Source organism: Citrobacter sp. Cpo032, assembly GCF_030332975.1.
GTDB classification, from domain to species: Bacteria; Pseudomonadota; Gammaproteobacteria; order Enterobacterales; family Enterobacteriaceae; genus Citrobacter; species Citrobacter portucalensis.
Window position 1 is genome coordinate 57,324 of sequence record NZ_JAOWGU010000051.1, and the last position, 16,545, is coordinate 73,868.

Sequence of the window (16,545 nt, forward strand, 5' to 3'; positions counted from 1 at the left end):
ACATTGCTCGCGAGAGAGATAAACGCCCCTGCCCACGTCTTCTCCAAATATCCATCCGTAGGTTGAAGTCTTCTGGGCAAAATATAACGCCCATTTCGCTTAATTATTACGCAACGGATATTATGATATTCAGGATGTTTCCTGATTCGCGATGAAGAATAGCAATGGGTTATGTGTGGATTCAGTGACCCATGTCGCGTAAGTCAATGATGAAAAATGTGAATTTCATTGAGGGGCCGTGCTTTTTGTTTCCGGATATGACGTTACCTTTTGCGGCAATACAGCGAGGGCACATTGGAGCTGGCAAAAATCCATGCACCTTTATACTCCTCCATGACCAGGCTCAGGCTTCGTCCGCTTTGGCGGTAAAATCCAGGTAATGTGTCGTTAATATCCGCTTCATCAGCGGTGTCAGCGAAGGTTTTGACGACCTGCATCGCCTGTAGCACTCGGGCATCGCGCTTTTGGGTGTAGTTAAAATAGATGTTCCTGCTAATGTCTGAGGTATTACGCCCGTACAGTTTGCCGGTAATAGTGGCCAGGCCTTCACTGTTGTACATCCGAAACGATAACGTACCGGTAAAGCGGTTGCTGCCAATATTCCATTCCATGTTACCGATGCAATTCAGCGGTTTGTCGGCATAGCGTGAATGCCATAACCATCCGCCTGAACCGAGCACAGTAACCAGCCCGGCCACGAGCACTATAAGGTGGCGTGTTTTTTTCATTGCCCGCGCATCCAGTAATAATGAGTAGAACAAAATGCGTTAGCATCCACCCGTGCATCTTTATCACAGACAAATGCCACGATCCTTTCCGCTTTGCTGTAACCGGTAAGAAACACGTGCTTGTTGTTTTCACAGAGATAGGGATGTAACTGCATCAGATTGAAATAGCCTTGCTGGTCGTGTTCATTTGGTGAGTAATAGATTTTGCAATTTTGCCGCGATGGCGTTTGCATGGAAGCCTGGACAAATTTACTAAACGGCATAACAGGGCGCGTTTGATACCACACCAGCCAGATGATCAACGTGGCAATCACGACACTGGCGCTAAATAAAACCTCAAACCAGGGTATCTGCGTCGTTTGTTGTGGTGTCGAAGGAATTATCTTTACGGGGGGGATTTCTTCAATAACCGGCGGCGGGGAAACTTCACTCTGTTGAAGCGTTATTGTCTCTACTTGCGTATTCTCATTTAATCTGAGCCCGCGTCGGGAAATAGTTTTCACCGTATCACGAGGCAACCCCACGTCCGCCAGCGCGTTTCGTAGCGTCAGAATAGCCTGGTAAAATGTGTTGGTGGTGGTCACATTATTTCTTTCACCCCAACCAATTGTCATCAACGTGTTCTGGGAAACAATGTCACTTGCGTGAGTAATTAAATAGAGAAAACAGAGCGAGGCAGGGAGCTGGAGCTGAATTGCTCGCCCGGTCTGACGATTGACCAGACTTTTGCTATCAGGATTAAATTCGACCAACTGATTGATAAGGTACAATTGCCCAGCCCTCAGTAACCAAAACGAATCACAGCGTGCGCTAACGCATCCTTTAAATTTTACATCCAAATCGAAAATGCGCCTCACTCTTTGTTCGTGAACGAAGATAAGAATTTCACTTATTCATTAAAACTTCTTTAAATACAACATGTTAGCAATCTTATTTCTTAGGTGAGAATTAACTAAGGTTAAATAATGAGAATTCATTACAGTTTTATCTGAATTATCTTTATATTTGTCCACAACATGACAAGGGTGATTGAGTTATCAGAATTACGTAATTAGTAAGTAACTTTTATGCAGGTTGTTTTTTAGCAAATAGTGCTTTTTTACTGTTTATCCTGGAACCTGAATTTATGCATAAAATTCCTAATGCATAGGTTGTTATTCTGAGATAAAGCTTAAATAAGCTTAGCGCAATCGTATTACTCACAGACCATACATATTAGTACATCAGGAGTTTATTACATTTTATTAGCGCCACTGTTATTAACTGACAAGGAACGTACAACGTGTTGGATTGACACATTTATTTACCAATGAAATATTTATGGAAAAATAACAGGAGTCATTTTTGATGAAGAGATCACCGTCACAGACTGTTCGTTGCATAAGCTGTGAATTATCCTGTCAATTATTTCCGGATACTGCGGTTCGCGCCAGTTACTGCCACCGTGCCGCTTTTGCGATCTGGCCTGAGGGGAATGGTTTTCTGCAAAAAGGAATTATTGAAAAGCTTCTGCTTAATAATCAAAACCATTTGTCGCGTGGGTTTATTTTTGTGGACTTTTCTTTCCCGAATCTGCGCTTGTTTGCCGACCCGCAATGGGTTGACCGGCTTGCCTACAGCGGTATGCATATTGTGTTGATAGCAGACAGGAACCTGGCGCCGTTAGCCAACTACTGGCTGTCCAAAAGCAATAAAATACAAGGGATTATATATTCTGATGATGATGACGAAGTTCAAGATCAGAAAATTAGGCGACTCTTTACTGGTCATCTCGCTAACAGCAAACGTGGACGCTCACTTAACTATACTGAAATGATATTACTGAAGCGTTTTGTGTCAGGGAAAAGTATTCAGCAAATTACCAAAATAGATAATATCGATATTAAGAAAATATATGTCTACAAGCTCAGGCTTGAAGATAAGTTAGGCCATAGTATTCATCAAATATTGTCGAATATTTTATAACGTTTTTTTGAATTTTATTATTTCACATCCTTGCGATGTGGTGGACGCTCTACGCCTGAAAGCAGGAGGCTAATATGCCAAATCCCAAATCTTATTCTCGTATTGCCATAGCGGTTTCAGCCGCATTAACCTCTATGGTATTTTCAGCTCAAGCGGCATGGGTTGACGTTGATAGTCTACCCTCCACCGGACTGGTTAGCAGTCTGCCCCCGGAATTGCAGGCAATAATTCCAGCGCAGGCAAATGCCAGTTTCGCTAAAACCAGCGCCATGCCGAATTATGTTTATCAATGGAGTGCGGGCACGATTCCCGTTTATGGCAATGGATTAACGATTAATGGACCCGGCGCTGAAGCTTTTGAGCACTCTGTTACCGTTATTCAGAACAGTACAACGGGTAGTCCGGGCGTTATTTTTGGGGATGACCTGACGATTCGCACGCAGTCGAAGAATGCCGCCAATAATGGTAAAGATGTTGACGGTATCCGCACGCACGGGGCCAATACGCCGGATAACCCGGTCTTTATCATCACCGGGGATCGCACCAGTATTTATGTGGACGGTCAGGATGGTGACGGTATTAACGCAGGTTACAACTCCTATAGCCAGGGTTGGAAGGGCTCGGCCAGCATTTACGTCGGCGACGATCTGTATATTCAAACCACCGGTTCCCAGGGACGTGGTATCACAGCAAACGCGATGAAAGACGCCACGCAGGCCAAAAATACAATTGTGGTCGGCGATCGGGCACACATTGTGACGACAGGTGACAGTTCAGAGGGTCTTCGCACCGGGCAGAGCGGTTCCTCGATACTGCTTGGCAATGACGCCACCATTGAGACTTCGGGTGCTTCTTCAACGGGGATTTATGCCGCCTCATCGTCCAAAACGGAACTGGGCAACAACGCGACGATTACGGTCAACGGCGTCAGCGCACATGCGGTTTATTCCACCAACGCGACCGTGAATCTCGGTGAAAACGCAACGATCAACGTGAACAGTTCGGCGAAAGCGGCGTCATACAGCAAAGCGCCACGTGGCCTGTATGCGACTTCACGCGGGGCGATAAACCTGGCAGGCGGTGCCGCCATTACCATGGCGGGCGATCATAGCAACGAAAGTTATGCCATCAGCACTGAAACGGGCGGCATCGTAGACGGTTCTACTGGCGGGCGTTTTCTTATCGACGGCGATCTTCATGCCGCTGGCGCGACTGCTGCAACCAGCAGCCTGCCGCAGCAAAACAGTACCATTAAGCTCAACATGACCGACAACTCGTTGTGGAGCGGGGCGTCATACATCACCAGCGCCACTGCCGGGACGGGCGTTATCTCGCTGCAAATGAGCGACGCGACCTGGAACATGACTAACAGCTCAACGCTCACCGACCTGACGCTGAACGGCGGGTCAGTGGTGAACTTTGGGCATGCTGACGGCGAACCGTGGCAGACGCTTACCATCAATGAAGATTTTACCGGGAACGGCGGCAAACTGGTTTTCAATACTGTCCTGAATGACGATACCTCCGAAACCGACAAGCTGAAAGTGCTCGGCAACACTGCGGGTAATGCGTTTGTGGCGGTGAATAACATTGGCGGAACCGGGGCGCAGACCATTGAAGGTATTGAGATCATCGAAGTGGCCGGTAATTCTGACGGTACTTTTGAGAAAGCGGGCCGTATTGTTGCCGGTGCGTACGACTATAACGTTGTGCAGAAAGGCAGTAACTGGTATCTGACCAGCTTTATTCCTGCTCCTCCGGATCCGGAAGACCCGGACCCCGTCGATCCGCATGACCCTGACCCTGTTGATCCGGACCCGGTTGACCCTATTGATCCAGACCCGGTCGATCCTGTAGACCCGATTATCCCTGAGCCGGAAGAACCTGTTGCGCCTCCTGTCACTGAGCAGCAATACCGTCCGGAAGCAGGCAGTTATCTGGCGAACAACTATGCGGCTAACACGCTGTTTATGACCCGACTGCACGATCGTCTGGGTGAAACGCAGTACGTCGATATGCTGACAGGCGAGAAGAAAGTTACCAGCCTGTGGATGCGTAACGTTGGGGCGCATACCCGCTTCAAAGACGGTAGCGGGCAGTTGAAAACCCAAAGCAACAGCTATGTGATGCAGCTAGGCGGCGACCTGGCGCAGTGGAGTAGCGACGGTCTTGACCGCTGGCACCTCGGCGCGATGGCCGGTTATGCCAACAGCCAGAACCGCACGCGGTCCAGCCTGACCGGCTACCATTCACGTGGCCAGGTCACCGGTTACAGCGTGGGGTTGTACGGCACATGGTATGCCAATGACGCCGACAAGACCGGCACCTACGTAGATACCTGGGCGCTGTATAACTGGTTTGATAACAAAGTGATGGGCCAGGAGCAGGCAGCAGAGAAATACAAATCCAGCGGGATAACCGCTTCGGTTGAAGCCGGTTACAGTTTCAAACTGGGTGAAAGCGAGCGCAACAGCTACTGGCTGCAACCGAAAGCGCAGGTGGTATGGATGGACGTGCAAGCCGACAGTCACCGCGAAGCGAACGGTACCCGCGTGAAGGACAACACCGATGGAAACCTGATGACCCGTCTGGGCGTGAAAGCCTTTATTAATGGTCACAACGCCATCGACGACGGTAAATCTCGCGAGTTCCAGCCGTTTGTTGAAGCCAACTGGATCCACAACACACAGACGACCAGCGTGAAGATGGACGATGTTAGCAATGACATGCGCGGCACCAAAAACATCGGCGAGCTGAAAGTCGGCGTTGAAGGTCAAATCACTCCGCGACTCAACGTGTGGAGCAACGTGGCCCAACAGGTTGGTGACAAAGGCTACAGTGATACCCGCGGTATGCTCGGGGTGAAATATAACTTCTGATGCATCACAGGTAATAGAAAGCCGCTGAATAATCGATCGGCGGCTTTTTTTTGGAAGCGGTAGGTTGGATAAATGGCATCCGTCAATAAGGCTCAGTCATAAAGCCATTTACCTGCTTTTGCAGACTCTGTCAGCATACGGAGGGTTAATGGCTGTGGCTCATCGTCATCCCTGCTACAGGTAAAAATTGCATAAAGTATGAATGTCTCAATAGGCCAATATTTATAGAAATCGAAATTGGCGCAATCAACATTGAAAGTTGCAAAGTAAGCATCCATGATGTCTGCGCCCGTTTCACTGGCCCACACATAATCTCCTGTTGAAAGACTTGTGTCGAGGGTGACTGGCCAACGCTTTTTAAAGAATAAGCTGGGTTTATTAAATGTCTCATCGTACCAGGCGATGACATCATTATCACTTACCATAGCTTATCTTTACCTCTGGCTATAGTGTTGTATTTAATTGTGGCTTTGTATGAAATCGCAGTCACGTCATAAGCCATTATGACAATTCCCAATATTGGAATCCATCTTCCAACAAAAGCGCCCAGATTTGTTACATATGCAAATTTTAATCGTCTTATACTTCCTGTAGTTAGGGTGGGTAAACGTCTGGTTTCTATATTTAACCAGTGTCGTAGCTGAGAGCTCAGTGGTGATGTGCCTGCTGTTGCCCCTATCGGCTTACCTCTGGTTGCGATCGTAGGTTGACCAAGTAAAATTAGACCCAAGGTCATGTAATCATTTACGCCAAATTGTTCACTTGTTTCATCCAGGAAAATCCAGAAAAGAAGTTCTCCTGCTGAAAGATTAGCAAACCCTCTGTAAAAATATGTACCGTTAAGCTCTTCGATAGTGTCCATATGATTTCACTTATTCGGTTATGCGTTCATTCCAGGCATCCGAATATTGGATGTTACCATCGAGATAATGCCAAGTAATTTTATCGTAACGCAGCTGTACTTGTTCTCTATGACCAACATTGATGACAGTTTTAGTGTCATGCATCATCGGTGTTACGGATACAACTTTAACCCCTTCGAGGAGCATGTTGTAGTACTCTGCTTCCTGACCTGCATTATTGATCTCGTACCACCTAAATTCTGCCGATTGCAAGCTTTGCCCTGTGGCAACGGCTTTAAAAAGATAAGGTGAAGCGCTATCGAATTCCTTCTCAAAAATCAATGCGCCGTGCACACGTGTGCCAGTAAGCTTTCCTGTATTGCCATCCGTTGGGATGTAAAGGTTATGGCTAAACGATGTCACCTCGATTGAGTGTTCGCGATTGGTTACATCAACAGATCCCTTTATAAGTAAGCCACCATCGTCTTTGAGCCAGAGATAAGCAGGAATTGCCATTTTAATAATCCATTTTGTTTAGAAAATAATATATGAGGGTTTTTGCGATTGGTTTGCAATAGTGAAGGTATTAATAATAGAGAAAAATAAATAAATTATTCTACGGCTGAATTTAAAATATTTATATATAGGCGGGATGATTGGTTATGGAAGAATAATTTATTTTGAAAGTAGGCCGGATAAGCGTCAGCTCCACCCGGCAAATAAGGTGGTGAGCTACAAACGTTGTCCCAGATGTTTTGTTGGTACTCGGCTTTGGTGTAAGACTGCCAATACAACAATATTTGTGTTTTGTGTACTGTAGTAAATCACATGGCTAACATAAGGAAAGCTGTAAATATTTTCACCAAAATCATCAATGCGATGCTGCCCCATGCCTGGCATTTCAGCTAACTGAGAGAGAACTACCTGTAATTTCTTAAGATAATCCCTGGACTGTTTAGCGCCCCAATTTCTTGATGTGTAATCACGGATTTCAATAATATCGTGCTGTGCTTCCCCAGTAAGTTTGTAACTCACTTTTTATCCTTTGTGTTGATCCATCAACTCATCAAAAAAAGCATCACCATCGACAGTATTGCCCAAATGAATATCGTTTTGAGCACGCTGAATTTTGGCTTTCAGTAACTGGAGCTTCATGGCTTCCATTTGTGCATAGTCCTCAATGGAAACGACAACTGCAACAGGCTTACCGTTACGATTAATTTGCACAGGTTCTCGCTGCGCTTTAAGTAGCATATCGCCAAACTGGGTTTTGGCTTCATTTGCCGTAAGAGTATGCATATTGTCACCATTTCGCATGAATCGTTCGATTCGTTCATTATAGTCGATATCTTTCTGGTGGTCACTATGAGGAGGCTAGCAGACAAAGAGGATTGTGAAAGTAGGCCGGATAAGCACAAGCGCCATCCGGCACCAAGTGAACCTGTTAGTACCGCTTGCAGGTTCAGCCGTACTTCACTGAAGAGTCGCCAGTGTGCTCTCAATTCTGTTCAACTTCTGATGTGCCTCTTTCAACTCATCCTGCAACCGTTGTTCCTGCTCGCCGTAGACCATCAGGACGATACAGCCATTCATCACTTTTACGGTAATCTGTTGCCCGGTATCAAACCCCGCAGCGCGTAGCCACTTACCGGAAAGAATAATTTTGGGTGTGGATTTGTCGAAAACATTCGGGCGATATCCCACAATTACCGAACGCTCGGTTCCGGATTGGTCGGTGTCTGGGGTAGAATGCGAATCAGCCATAATCAACTCCTTGATAGTTGGTGAGGTTAGACGCTCCGGCTGTGTTCCCGCACATCGAGGCGTTGTTAGTGTAGAAGGCTTTTAGGTGGCCTCCTATATGATTAAGATAGTTGGATAGGTGGCCCCATGTCAATCATATCGCGCGAAAAAAAACCAAAAGGCGGCGGGCAATCTCCGCAGTTTAAGATGCGTATTGATCCGGCATTGAAGGAACAGTTGGATGCTGTGGCGGCAGAAGAAGGGGTAAGTCTCGCCAGTTGGTTGAAGGAACTAGCGAGGGAGGCATTAAGAGCCAAGGGAATAGAACCTAACGGTTAGAAATTTTATCGTAAAGACCAATGATATGGAACTCTGCTCCAGAGGATTTTATTGCGTTATCTGAACTAACTAATAATACATCAAGCTGTCGCTTAATATTGTTATTTTGCGACTTTGTATAATAGCTCTTGGTTGTGTGAGGCTGTATAACTATTACTCTTGTTTTTATTTTATTAGGATTGGAATTTAAGGATGAAAGGTGCATCAGGAAATATGAAGCCTGAATCAATTTATTATCATGCCAACACATTTTATTTTGTGAGGTTGAAGCTCTATCTGTAAGATCCTGAATAAGATTTTTACGATTTGAATATCTGAGATTTTTAACTGCTTGACTCAAAACAATATCATGCGCACCTACTGATATTCTTCTGCTATGACTACTACTATTAGCGGCTTTGATATGGATAAGAGAAATTATGGTTTTATCATTATAATCATCAATATGAATAAAGTCTGCTTTTTCACCAGATCCATCATCACAATACAGCCATCCAGTAGGTTTCTCGGTTGTATTAAAGGTTTCTGATGAATCCCAACGACTATTCCAACGATTTTTCACCCAACAAAAAAGAGAATTTTGCATTCCGATTTTTGTCAGGTCCAGTTTATCTGAAATTAGCGGTTTCTCTTTGCAAATATCATATTTCTCAAAATCGGCCCAAATAAATCCATTATAAAATACATCTTTATAATCAGTTTTGAAAATCCATGAATTAACTACTGCGTGTCCAGATTCATACCAGCACTTAATAAACTCAGGATGTTTGAATATCTTAGAATAATTATTTAGTAATTCTTTTTTCTGTGCCACAGGTTGTTGATTATAAACCTCAAAGAAAACTTCATAATCTTTAATTGTTAGCCTTACATTTATTTCTCCACAATGAACATTTTCGTAAAAAACTTTCAACGAAAATGATGAGTTCAAGATTGGATAAACTTCAATTCTATATTTATTGGCGATTTTTCTCAGTAGATCAACTTTCGTAGGGCTCATTTCGTAAGGAACGAAGTCAGGATCAACTACAGAAAAATCATATGCGTCATTTACACCATTAAGTTCATTTATTGGACTTGCTAAAATACCTATTGGTGCCAGGTTGATTTGGTTATTAGCGTTCAACATGTCTAATATTTCTATAACGTTTTTTTCAAACGCATTCCAGTCCTTACATGGTCCTTTCCAAATCGATGATTTGAACGGGTTTAACCCTATGGTTTTATTATTAATTCCAATTTCAGTTCTCACTGCTGACATCATGTATGATTGATCTTCAAGAGGATCTAACGACTCAGCAACACTGTTACCGCCTAAAACTTTTGAATCAGCCTTGAAAGTTGTTTTCCCATGAATACCAAGGAGCCAGAGCATTTTGATATTATCTTCATTGATAAATAAGTGATTTAAATGTGATACATTCACAGGAAGTAAATTTGTTAGCGGTGAACTTTTGAAGTGTTCTCTTATTGAATCTTTCATTCCTTTTTCTGAAAAGTAAAATGCTACATAACTTCCAAGAGAAAATGTTAGTGCAATGTGATTCTCGATATCATGTATATCGTTTCTTTTAGTCCAACTGGGTGTTTTATTTATTGAGTAAGGAGAGATAAATACGGTAGCTTCGTTGATTGTTTCAGATTTAGTTAAGTATTGTTGTATATCTCCTTCATTGTATATTTTTTTGTCTATAATTTCCATTATAGAATTATGTAAATATTTAGCTGTGTAGTTTGATTTATTACAACCAATCAATATAGAAAAAAAAGGGGAAAGATGTTCCTTTTGAATATCGTCCATAACGATCTCATTCATTGTTTGCATGTAGAATGAAATAAATATATGAATTTTTGAAAAGATGTAGTGATGATTATCACAAAGATAGGATATATGACATGCATAGAAAAGACGTTTATTTTGGCGGAAGATCACAGGAGTCGAACCTGCCCGGGACCGCTGGCGGCCCCAACTGGATTTGAAGTCCAGCCACCTCACCGGAGATGACGATCTTCCGCGCCTCGATTGCTACATGGAGGCGGGGCGCATTATAGCTACTTCCAAACGTTTCCACACCCCCTCACTCACTTTTTTAACTTCCGTTTCTCCATACCATGACCAGTTTCAAATAAATCCCTACGAAATCCATAAGTTACAGTGATGTATGTTTTTTGACGCTACCCCGATCACAGAAAACAAGAATCGTAATTTGATAACGAGATATCGCAATACCCGCGCTCACAGGGATGGTTTACAAGAACTGTAACCGGTATCAGTGCGTGTGAAAGTGCTAACAAGGATGCGTAATGAAAAGTGAGATTTTGTCCGTTAAAGAGAAGATTGGCTACGGCATGGGTGATGCCGCCAGCCACATTATCTTTGATAACGTTATGTTATATATGATGTTCTTCTATACCGATATTTTTGGTATCCCGGCCGGTTTTGTCGGCACGATGTTCTTACTGGCTCGCGCGCTGGATGCTATCTCAGACCCTTGCATGGGACTGCTCGCCGACCGTACCCGTTCACGCTGGGGGAAATTCCGCCCGTGGGTGCTGTTTGGCGCTCTGCCGTTTGGCCTGGTCTGTGTGCTCGCCTACAGCACGCCGGATCTCAGCCTGCACGGCAAAATGATTTATGCCGCAATCACCTACACGCTGCTGACCCTGCTTTATACCGTGGTGAATATTCCCTACTGCGCGCTGGGCGGTGTGATAACTAATGACCCAACGCAGCGTATCTCCCTGCAGTCATGGCGCTTTGTGCTGGCGACGGCGGGCGGCATGCTCTCCACCGTGCTGATGATGCCGCTGGTGAATCTGATTGGCGGTGAAGATAAAGCGCTGGGCTTCCAGGGCGGGATTGCCGTGCTCTCGGTTGTGGCGTTCCTGATGCTGGCGTTTTGCTTCTTCACCACCAAAGAACGTGTTGAAGCGCCGCCGAGCAGCAACTCAATGCGTGAAGACCTGCGCGACATCTGGCAGAACGACCAATGGCGCATCGTCGGTCTGCTGACCATCCTCAACATCCTGGCCGTCTGCGTTCGCGGCGGGGCGATGATGTATTACGTCACCTGGATTCTGGGTACCCCGGAAGTGTTTGTCGCCTTCCTCACCACCTATTGCGTCGGCAATCTTATCGGCTCTGCGCTGGCAAAACCGCTGACCGACTGGAAATGCAAAGTCAGCGTCTTCTGGTGGACGAACGCCCTGTTGGCGGTCGTCAGTATGGCGATGTTCTTCGTGCCGATGCACGCCAACATCACCATGTTCGCCTTCATCTTCGTGATTGGCGTACTGCATCAGCTCGTGACGCCAATCCAGTGGGTGATGATGTCCGACACCGTTGATTACGGCGAGTGGTGCAACGGAAAACGTCTGACGGGGATCAGCTTCGCGGGCACGCTGTTCGTGCTCAAGCTGGGTCTGGCGCTCGGCGGGGCGATGATCGGCTGGATGCTGGCGGGCGGCGGTTACGATGCCGCAGCGAAAACCCAGAACAGCGCCACCATTAGCATCATTATCGCATTGTTCACGATTGTCCCGGCTATTTGTTACCTGTTGAGTGCCGTGATTGCCAAACGCTTCTATACCCTGAAAACGCCGTATCTGACGGAAATCATGAGTCAGCTGGCTCAGGGTGCGCACCGCAATCAGCAGGATTTTTCGACGAAAGAATTACAGAACTAAGGAACCAACGATGAAAATTAGCGACGGAAACTGGCTGACGCAGCCTGGCCTGAATTTAACTCACCCGATTCAGGTATTCGAGGTCGAACAGCAGGATAACGAGATGATTGTCTACGTTGCGCCGCGCGATGTGCGTGAACGTACCTGGCAACTGGATACTCCACTCTTCACCCTGCGCTTTTTCTCGCCACAGGAAGGCGTGGTTGGGGTGCGTATGGAACACTTCCAGGGTGCGTTGGATAACGGTCCGCACTATCCGCTGAACGTGCTGCAGGACGTCAACGTAGAGATACAAAACACCGCTGAATTTGCCGAACTGAAAAGCGGTAATTTGAGCGTGCGGGTCACTAAAGGCGAGTTCTGGTCGCTGGATTTCCTGCGTAGCGGCGAACGTATTACCGGCAGCCAGCTGAAAAATAACGGCTACGTGCAGGACACCAACAGCGGGAAAAACTATATGTTTGAACGCCTGGATCTGGGCGTTGGCGAAACGGTGTACGGTCTGGGTGAGCGCTTTACTGCGCTGGTACGTAACGGCCAGACGGTGGAAACATGGAACCGCGATGGCGGCACCAGTACCGAGCAGTCTTACAAGAACATCCCGTTTTATCTCACCAACCGTGGTTACGGCGTACTGGTAAACCATCCGCAGTGCGTGTCGTTTGAAATCGGCTCTGAGAAAGTGTCAAAAGTGCAGTTCAGCGTTGAAAGCGAGTATCTGGAATATTTCGTCATCGACGGCCCTACGCCGAAAGCGGTGCTGGATCGCTATACTCGCTTTACCGGTCGTCCGGCGCTGCCACCAGCCTGGTCATTCGGTTTGTGGCTGACTACATCGTTCACCACTAATTACGATGAAGCGACGGTGAACAGTTTTATCGACGGGATGGCCGAGCGCAATCTGCCGCTGCACGTCTTCCATTTCGACTGCTTCTGGATGAAAGCCTTCCAGTGGTGCGACTTTGAGTGGGATCCGGTGACCTTCCCTGACCCGGAAGGTATGATCCGCCGCCTGAAAGATAAAGGGCTGAAGGTCTGCGTATGGATAAACCCCTATATCGGCCAGAAATCCCCGCTGTTCAATGAACTGAAAGAGAAAGGTTATCTGCTCAAGCGCCCGGACGGCTCCCTGTGGCAATGGGATAAATGGCAGCCGGGCCTGGCGATTTATGACTTTACCAATCCTGAAGCCTGCGAGTGGTATGCCAACAAGTTGAAAGGTCTGGTGGATATCGGCGTTGATTGCTTCAAAACTGACTTTGGTGAACGCATTCCTACTGACGTTCAGTGGTTTGACGGTGCCGATCCGCAGAAAATGCACAACCATTATGCGTACATCTACAACGAACTGGTATGGAACGTGCTGAAAGAGACCGTCGGTGAAGAAGAGGCAGTGCTGTTCGCCCGTTCGGCCTCAGTGGGTGCGCAACAGTTCCCGGTGCACTGGGGCGGCGACTGCTACGCCAACTATGAATCAATGGCCGAAAGCCTGCGTGGCGGCTTGTCCATCGGCCTGTCCGGCTTTGGCTTCTGGAGTCACGATATTGGCGGCTTTGAGAATACCGCCCCGGCGCACGTCTACAAGCGCTGGTGTGCGTTTGGGCTGCTCTCCAGCCACAGCCGCCTGCACGGTAGTAAATCCTACCGTGTGCCATGGGCGTACGATGATGAATCCTGCGATGTGGTGCGCTACTTCACTGAGCAGAAATGCCGCATGATGCCGTACCTGTATCGCGAAGCAGCGCGCGCCAATGAGCTCGGAACACCGATGATGCGCGCAATGATGCTGGAGTTCCCGGACGATCCGGCATGTGATTATCTCGACCGCCAGTACATGCTGGGCGATAGCGTGATGGTTGCGCCGGTGTTTAGCGAGGCGGGTGATGTGCAGTTCTATCTGCCGGAAGGGAACTGGACGCATCTGTGGCGTAACGACGAGGTGGCGGGCAGCCGCTGGCATAAGCAGCAGCATGACTTCCTGAGTCTGCCGGTTTATGTGCGCGACAATACACTGCTGGCGCTGGGCTGCAATAACCAGAAGCCGGACTACGCCTGGCACGAACGGACGGCGTTCCAGCTGTTCCATTTGCAGGAGGGTCGGGAGGCGATTTGTGAAGTCCCGGCGGTTGACGGTTCGGTTATCTTCACGCTGAAGGCGACGCGCACGGGTAATACCATCACTGTGCAAGGAAGTGGCGAAGCGCGTAACTGGACGCTGTGTCTGCGTAATATTACGCAGGTTAGCGGCGTGAAGGGCGGCTCATCTGTGGGCAGTGAGTGGGGAACGGTTGTCACGCCGGATGCGGATATGCTGACGATTACCCTGTAAGTAAATCTCAACGTGGGCTGGATGGCGATGCAATGCGTTTTATCCGGCCCACGCTGCGAGCAGCATTCCAGATCTGAAAATCCAAAACATCCTGAATTAAATTTTTATCTCCCCATATTTGCGAGCGATATCACTCTGAATCCCGCGAAAAATGTGATCTGCGCCGTAAATATCTCACTATTTCTCGTTTTTGTCTTATTTCTGTCCGGAATACAGGACACGATTTAGTATTGTTGGCGCATCGTAGTCCTCTTATATTTATCATCACGGATTACACGTGGAGCATAAATGCTTCTTTATAACCTAAATAATTCGAGTTGCAGGAAGGCGGCGACGCAGCGAATCCCCTGAACGTACATAAGTACGTGACTGGGGTGAGCGAGGAAAGCCAACGCACATGCAGCTTGAAGTATGACGGGTATAGATATTTAATCTGGTATGTAATAAGGGTAAATAATGCAAATGATTACCTCGCGACAAAACAGATTATTAAAATTTCTTCTGTCTAAGAAGGAATATGTCACGCTGCTGAAAATTGCCGAATATTTATCTGTTTCAGAGAAAACTGTGCAGCGCGATCTGCGCTTACTGGAACCATGGTTATCAGAATGGAAAATAGCCATCGATAAACGTGCTGGTGCTGGGGTGATATTAAGTGCTGATAATATTACAGACCTTTTATATATGGACCAGTTATTAGGAACGGAGGGTGATGATGCTGACGGCATGATGAATAATTCACGGCGAGTCAAGATAGCCTCACAATTATTAAGCGAAACGCCGCATGAAACGTCGATCAGTAAATTATCCGAACGTTATTTTATTAGTAGCGCATCGATTGTTAACGATCTGAAAGTAATTGAATCCTGGATTACCCCACTGGGCCTGTCGTTGATTCGCAGTCAGAGCGGCACGCACATCGAAGGCAGCGAGAGCGGTGTGCGCCAGGCGATGGCATCGTTGATTAACGGTGTGATTAACCATAATGAACCCGGCAGCGTGATTTATTCACGCCTGGATCCGGGCAGTTATAAAGCGTTAGTGCATTACTTTGGCGAAGAAGACGTTTTATTTGTCCAGACGTTATTGCAGGAAATGGAGAACGACCTGTGCTGGTCGCTCGGCGAGCCTTATTACGTCAATATCTTTACCCATATTCTGATCATGATGTACCGCATCACGCGGGGCAATGCGCTTCCGAGAAAAGAAGAGAGCATCTCTACCTGTGATGAGAACATATTTTCCATTGCCAGTCGCATGATTCAGCATATCGAAAAACGCATTGCCCACCCGCTGCCGGAAGACGAAGTCTGGTTTATATATCAATACATTATCTCCTCGGGTGTGGTGATTGAAGAGCATAATGACGTGAGTGTGATTGGCCATATGCACTCCAGCGACGAAGCGCGTTTGATTACCCATCGGTTGATTGCCACCTTCGCCGAGATGGTCGACAGCGATCTTAGCCAGGACACGGCGCTGTATGACGGATTGCTGATCCACATTAAGCCGCTGATTAACCGACTGAACTACCAGATCCGCATTCGTAATCCGCTGCTGGAGGATATCAAAGGCGAGTTGCAGGACGTGTGGCGTCTGACCCAGTGTGCGGTGAATCGGGTGTTTAGCGGTTGGGGCGAGCGGGCCGTGTCGGAAGATGAAGTGGGATATTTAACCGTGCATTTTCAGGCCGCAATGGAGCGTCAGATAGCGCGTAAACGCGTACTACTGGTCTGTTCAACGGGTATCGGCACTTCTCACTTACTCAAAAGCCGTATTCTGCGCGCCTTTCCGGACTGGACTATCGTCGGCGTGGTGTCGGCAGGCAGCCTGCCCTCTGTACTGACGGACGATATTGAACTGGTGGTATCGACGATTAATTTACCCGCGGTTGCCATGCCGGTCGTGTATGTCACTGCCTTCTTCAATGATGCGGATATTAAGCGGGTAACAGAAACGGTTATTACGGAAAAATTACATCGGGCGACGTCGCTGGTCGTTGAAAATTAATGTCTGAACTCCATGAGGTATGA

Annotated in this window: 15 protein-coding genes and 1 tRNA gene; 6 read left to right on the plus strand and 10 right to left on the minus strand. The window is 47.0% G+C overall.

Annotated elements, in window-relative coordinates:
- Positions 1–263: 263 nt before the first annotated feature.
- Together OGY33_RS21695 and OGY33_RS21700 are read right to left on the minus strand one after the other, a co-directional pair.
- Entirely contained in the window at positions 264–728 is a 465-nt protein-coding gene (locus tag OGY33_RS21695) for a YqeJ family protein (protein WP_003827183.1), read from the minus strand.
- Positions 725–1,498, minus strand: coding sequence for a winged helix-turn-helix domain-containing protein (locus OGY33_RS21700; RefSeq protein WP_191237998.1), 774 nt, complete (start codon positions 1,496–1,498; stop codon positions 725–727). Before OGY33_RS21700 ends, OGY33_RS21695 begins: the two co-directional genes overlap by 4 nt.
- Positions 1,499–2,075: 577 nt before the next feature.
- On the opposite strand from OGY33_RS21700, the gene OGY33_RS21705 reads away from it, so the two are divergent.
- A complete protein-coding gene (locus OGY33_RS21705) occupies positions 2,076–2,693 on the plus strand; it encodes a helix-turn-helix transcriptional regulator (RefSeq protein ID WP_191237999.1) in 618 nt (205 codons plus the stop codon).
- 74 nt (positions 2,694–2,767) lie between these two features.
- Positions 2,768–5,572: an intestinal colonization autotransporter adhesin MisL gene (gene misL / locus OGY33_RS21710; protein WP_191238000.1), complete on the plus strand. Its 2,805-nt coding sequence runs from the start codon at positions 2,768–2,770 to the stop codon at positions 5,570–5,572.
- 92 nt (positions 5,573–5,664) lie between these two features.
- Here misL and OGY33_RS21715 read toward each other — a convergent pair whose 3' ends face one another.
- The 6 genes from OGY33_RS21715 to OGY33_RS21740 form a co-directional block, all read right to left on the minus strand.
- Entirely contained in the window at positions 5,665–5,997 is a 333-nt protein-coding gene (locus OGY33_RS21715; protein WP_079934363.1) for a DUF1493 family protein, read from the minus strand.
- Positions 5,991–6,434, minus strand: coding sequence for an STM2901 family protein (locus tag OGY33_RS21720; protein ID WP_079934362.1), 444 nt, complete (start codon positions 6,432–6,434; stop codon positions 5,991–5,993). Before OGY33_RS21720 ends, OGY33_RS21715 begins: the two co-directional genes overlap by 7 nt.
- Positions 6,435–6,444: 10 nt before the next feature.
- Entirely contained in the window at positions 6,445–6,930 is a 486-nt protein-coding gene (locus OGY33_RS21725; RefSeq protein WP_079934361.1) for an Hcp family type VI secretion system effector, read from the minus strand.
- Between the two features lie 216 nt (positions 6,931–7,146).
- Positions 7,147–7,449, minus strand: coding sequence for a type II toxin-antitoxin system RelE/ParE family toxin (locus OGY33_RS21730; protein WP_191238001.1), 303 nt, complete (start codon positions 7,447–7,449; stop codon positions 7,147–7,149).
- Between the two features lie 3 nt (positions 7,450–7,452).
- The gene (locus tag OGY33_RS21735) at positions 7,453–7,713 is read right to left on the minus strand and encodes a type II toxin-antitoxin system Phd/YefM family antitoxin (RefSeq protein WP_191238002.1); all 261 of its coding nucleotides are present in this window, start codon (positions 7,711–7,713) and stop codon (positions 7,453–7,455) included.
- Positions 7,714–7,887: 174 nt separating this feature from the next.
- On the minus strand, positions 7,888–8,178 hold the full coding sequence (locus OGY33_RS21740; protein ID WP_191238003.1) for a SymE family type I addiction module toxin: 291 nt from the start codon (positions 8,176–8,178) through the stop codon (positions 7,888–7,890).
- A 126-nt stretch (positions 8,179–8,304) separates the two neighbouring features.
- Here OGY33_RS21740 and OGY33_RS21745 point away from each other — a divergent pair, with 126 nt between their 5' ends.
- Positions 8,305–8,496 (plus strand): toxin-antitoxin system HicB family antitoxin, encoded by a 192-nt coding sequence (locus OGY33_RS21745; RefSeq protein WP_032937148.1) that lies wholly within the window; start codon positions 8,305–8,307, stop codon positions 8,494–8,496.
- Here the strand turns inward: OGY33_RS21745 and OGY33_RS21750 are convergent.
- Together OGY33_RS21750 and OGY33_RS21755 are read right to left on the minus strand one after the other, a co-directional pair.
- Positions 8,486–10,297: a hypothetical protein gene (locus tag OGY33_RS21750; RefSeq protein ID WP_223123724.1), complete on the minus strand. Its 1,812-nt coding sequence runs from the start codon at positions 10,295–10,297 to the stop codon at positions 8,486–8,488. The two genes, OGY33_RS21745 and OGY33_RS21750, sit on opposite strands and share 11 nt — an antisense overlap.
- 118 nt (positions 10,298–10,415) lie before the next feature.
- Positions 10,416–10,510 (minus strand) — tRNA-Sec (locus OGY33_RS21755).
- A 290-nt stretch (positions 10,511–10,800) separates the two neighbouring features.
- Between OGY33_RS21755 and OGY33_RS21760 the strand changes: the two genes are divergently transcribed.
- From OGY33_RS21760 to OGY33_RS21770, 3 genes are all read left to right on the plus strand, one after another.
- A complete protein-coding gene (locus OGY33_RS21760) occupies positions 10,801–12,183 on the plus strand; it encodes a glycoside-pentoside-hexuronide family transporter (protein ID WP_191238005.1) in 1,383 nt (460 codons plus the stop codon).
- A 10-nt stretch (positions 12,184–12,193) separates the two neighbouring features.
- Positions 12,194–14,512 (plus strand): alpha-xylosidase, encoded by a 2,319-nt coding sequence (yicI, locus tag OGY33_RS21765; protein ID WP_191238006.1) that lies wholly within the window; start codon positions 12,194–12,196, stop codon positions 14,510–14,512.
- A gap of 456 nt (positions 14,513–14,968) precedes the next feature.
- Positions 14,969–16,522 (plus strand): BglG family transcription antiterminator, encoded by a 1,554-nt coding sequence (locus OGY33_RS21770; RefSeq protein WP_048215284.1) that lies wholly within the window; start codon positions 14,969–14,971, stop codon positions 16,520–16,522.
- Positions 16,523–16,545 lie beyond the last annotated feature (23 nt).

Excerpts from the sequence above, each read along its gene's own strand:
- OGY33_RS21740 (WP_191238003.1), bottom strand. The coding sequence starts at position 8,178 with ATGGCTGATTCGCATTCTACCCCAGACACCGACCAATCCGGAACCGAG.
- OGY33_RS21705 (WP_191237999.1), top strand. The coding sequence starts at position 2,076 with ATGAAGAGATCACCGTCACAGACTGTTCGTTGCATAAGCTGTGAATTA.
- OGY33_RS21715 (WP_079934363.1), bottom strand. The coding sequence starts at position 5,997 with ATGGTAAGTGATAATGATGTCATCGCCTGGTACGATGAGACATTTAAT.
- OGY33_RS21750 (WP_223123724.1), bottom strand. The coding sequence starts at position 10,297 with ATGGACGATATTCAAAAGGAACATCTTTCCCCTTTTTTTTCTATATTG.
- OGY33_RS21770 (WP_048215284.1), top strand. The coding sequence starts at position 14,969 with ATGCAAATGATTACCTCGCGACAAAACAGATTATTAAAATTTCTTCTG.
- OGY33_RS21725 (WP_079934361.1), bottom strand. The coding sequence starts at position 6,930 with ATGGCAATTCCTGCTTATCTCTGGCTCAAAGACGATGGTGGCTTACTT.
- OGY33_RS21720 (WP_079934362.1), bottom strand. The coding sequence starts at position 6,434 with ATGGACACTATCGAAGAGCTTAACGGTACATATTTTTACAGAGGGTTT.
- OGY33_RS21735 (WP_191238002.1), bottom strand. The coding sequence starts at position 7,713 with ATGCATACTCTTACGGCAAATGAAGCCAAAACCCAGTTTGGCGATATG.
- OGY33_RS21745 (WP_032937148.1), top strand. The coding sequence starts at position 8,305 with ATGTCAATCATATCGCGCGAAAAAAAACCAAAAGGCGGCGGGCAATCT.
- OGY33_RS21760 (WP_191238005.1), top strand. The coding sequence starts at position 10,801 with ATGAAAAGTGAGATTTTGTCCGTTAAAGAGAAGATTGGCTACGGCATG.
- yicI (WP_191238006.1), top strand. The coding sequence starts at position 12,194 with ATGAAAATTAGCGACGGAAACTGGCTGACGCAGCCTGGCCTGAATTTA.
- OGY33_RS21695 (WP_003827183.1), bottom strand. The coding sequence starts at position 728 with ATGAAAAAAACACGCCACCTTATAGTGCTCGTGGCCGGGCTGGTTACT.
- misL (WP_191238000.1), top strand. The coding sequence starts at position 2,768 with ATGCCAAATCCCAAATCTTATTCTCGTATTGCCATAGCGGTTTCAGCC.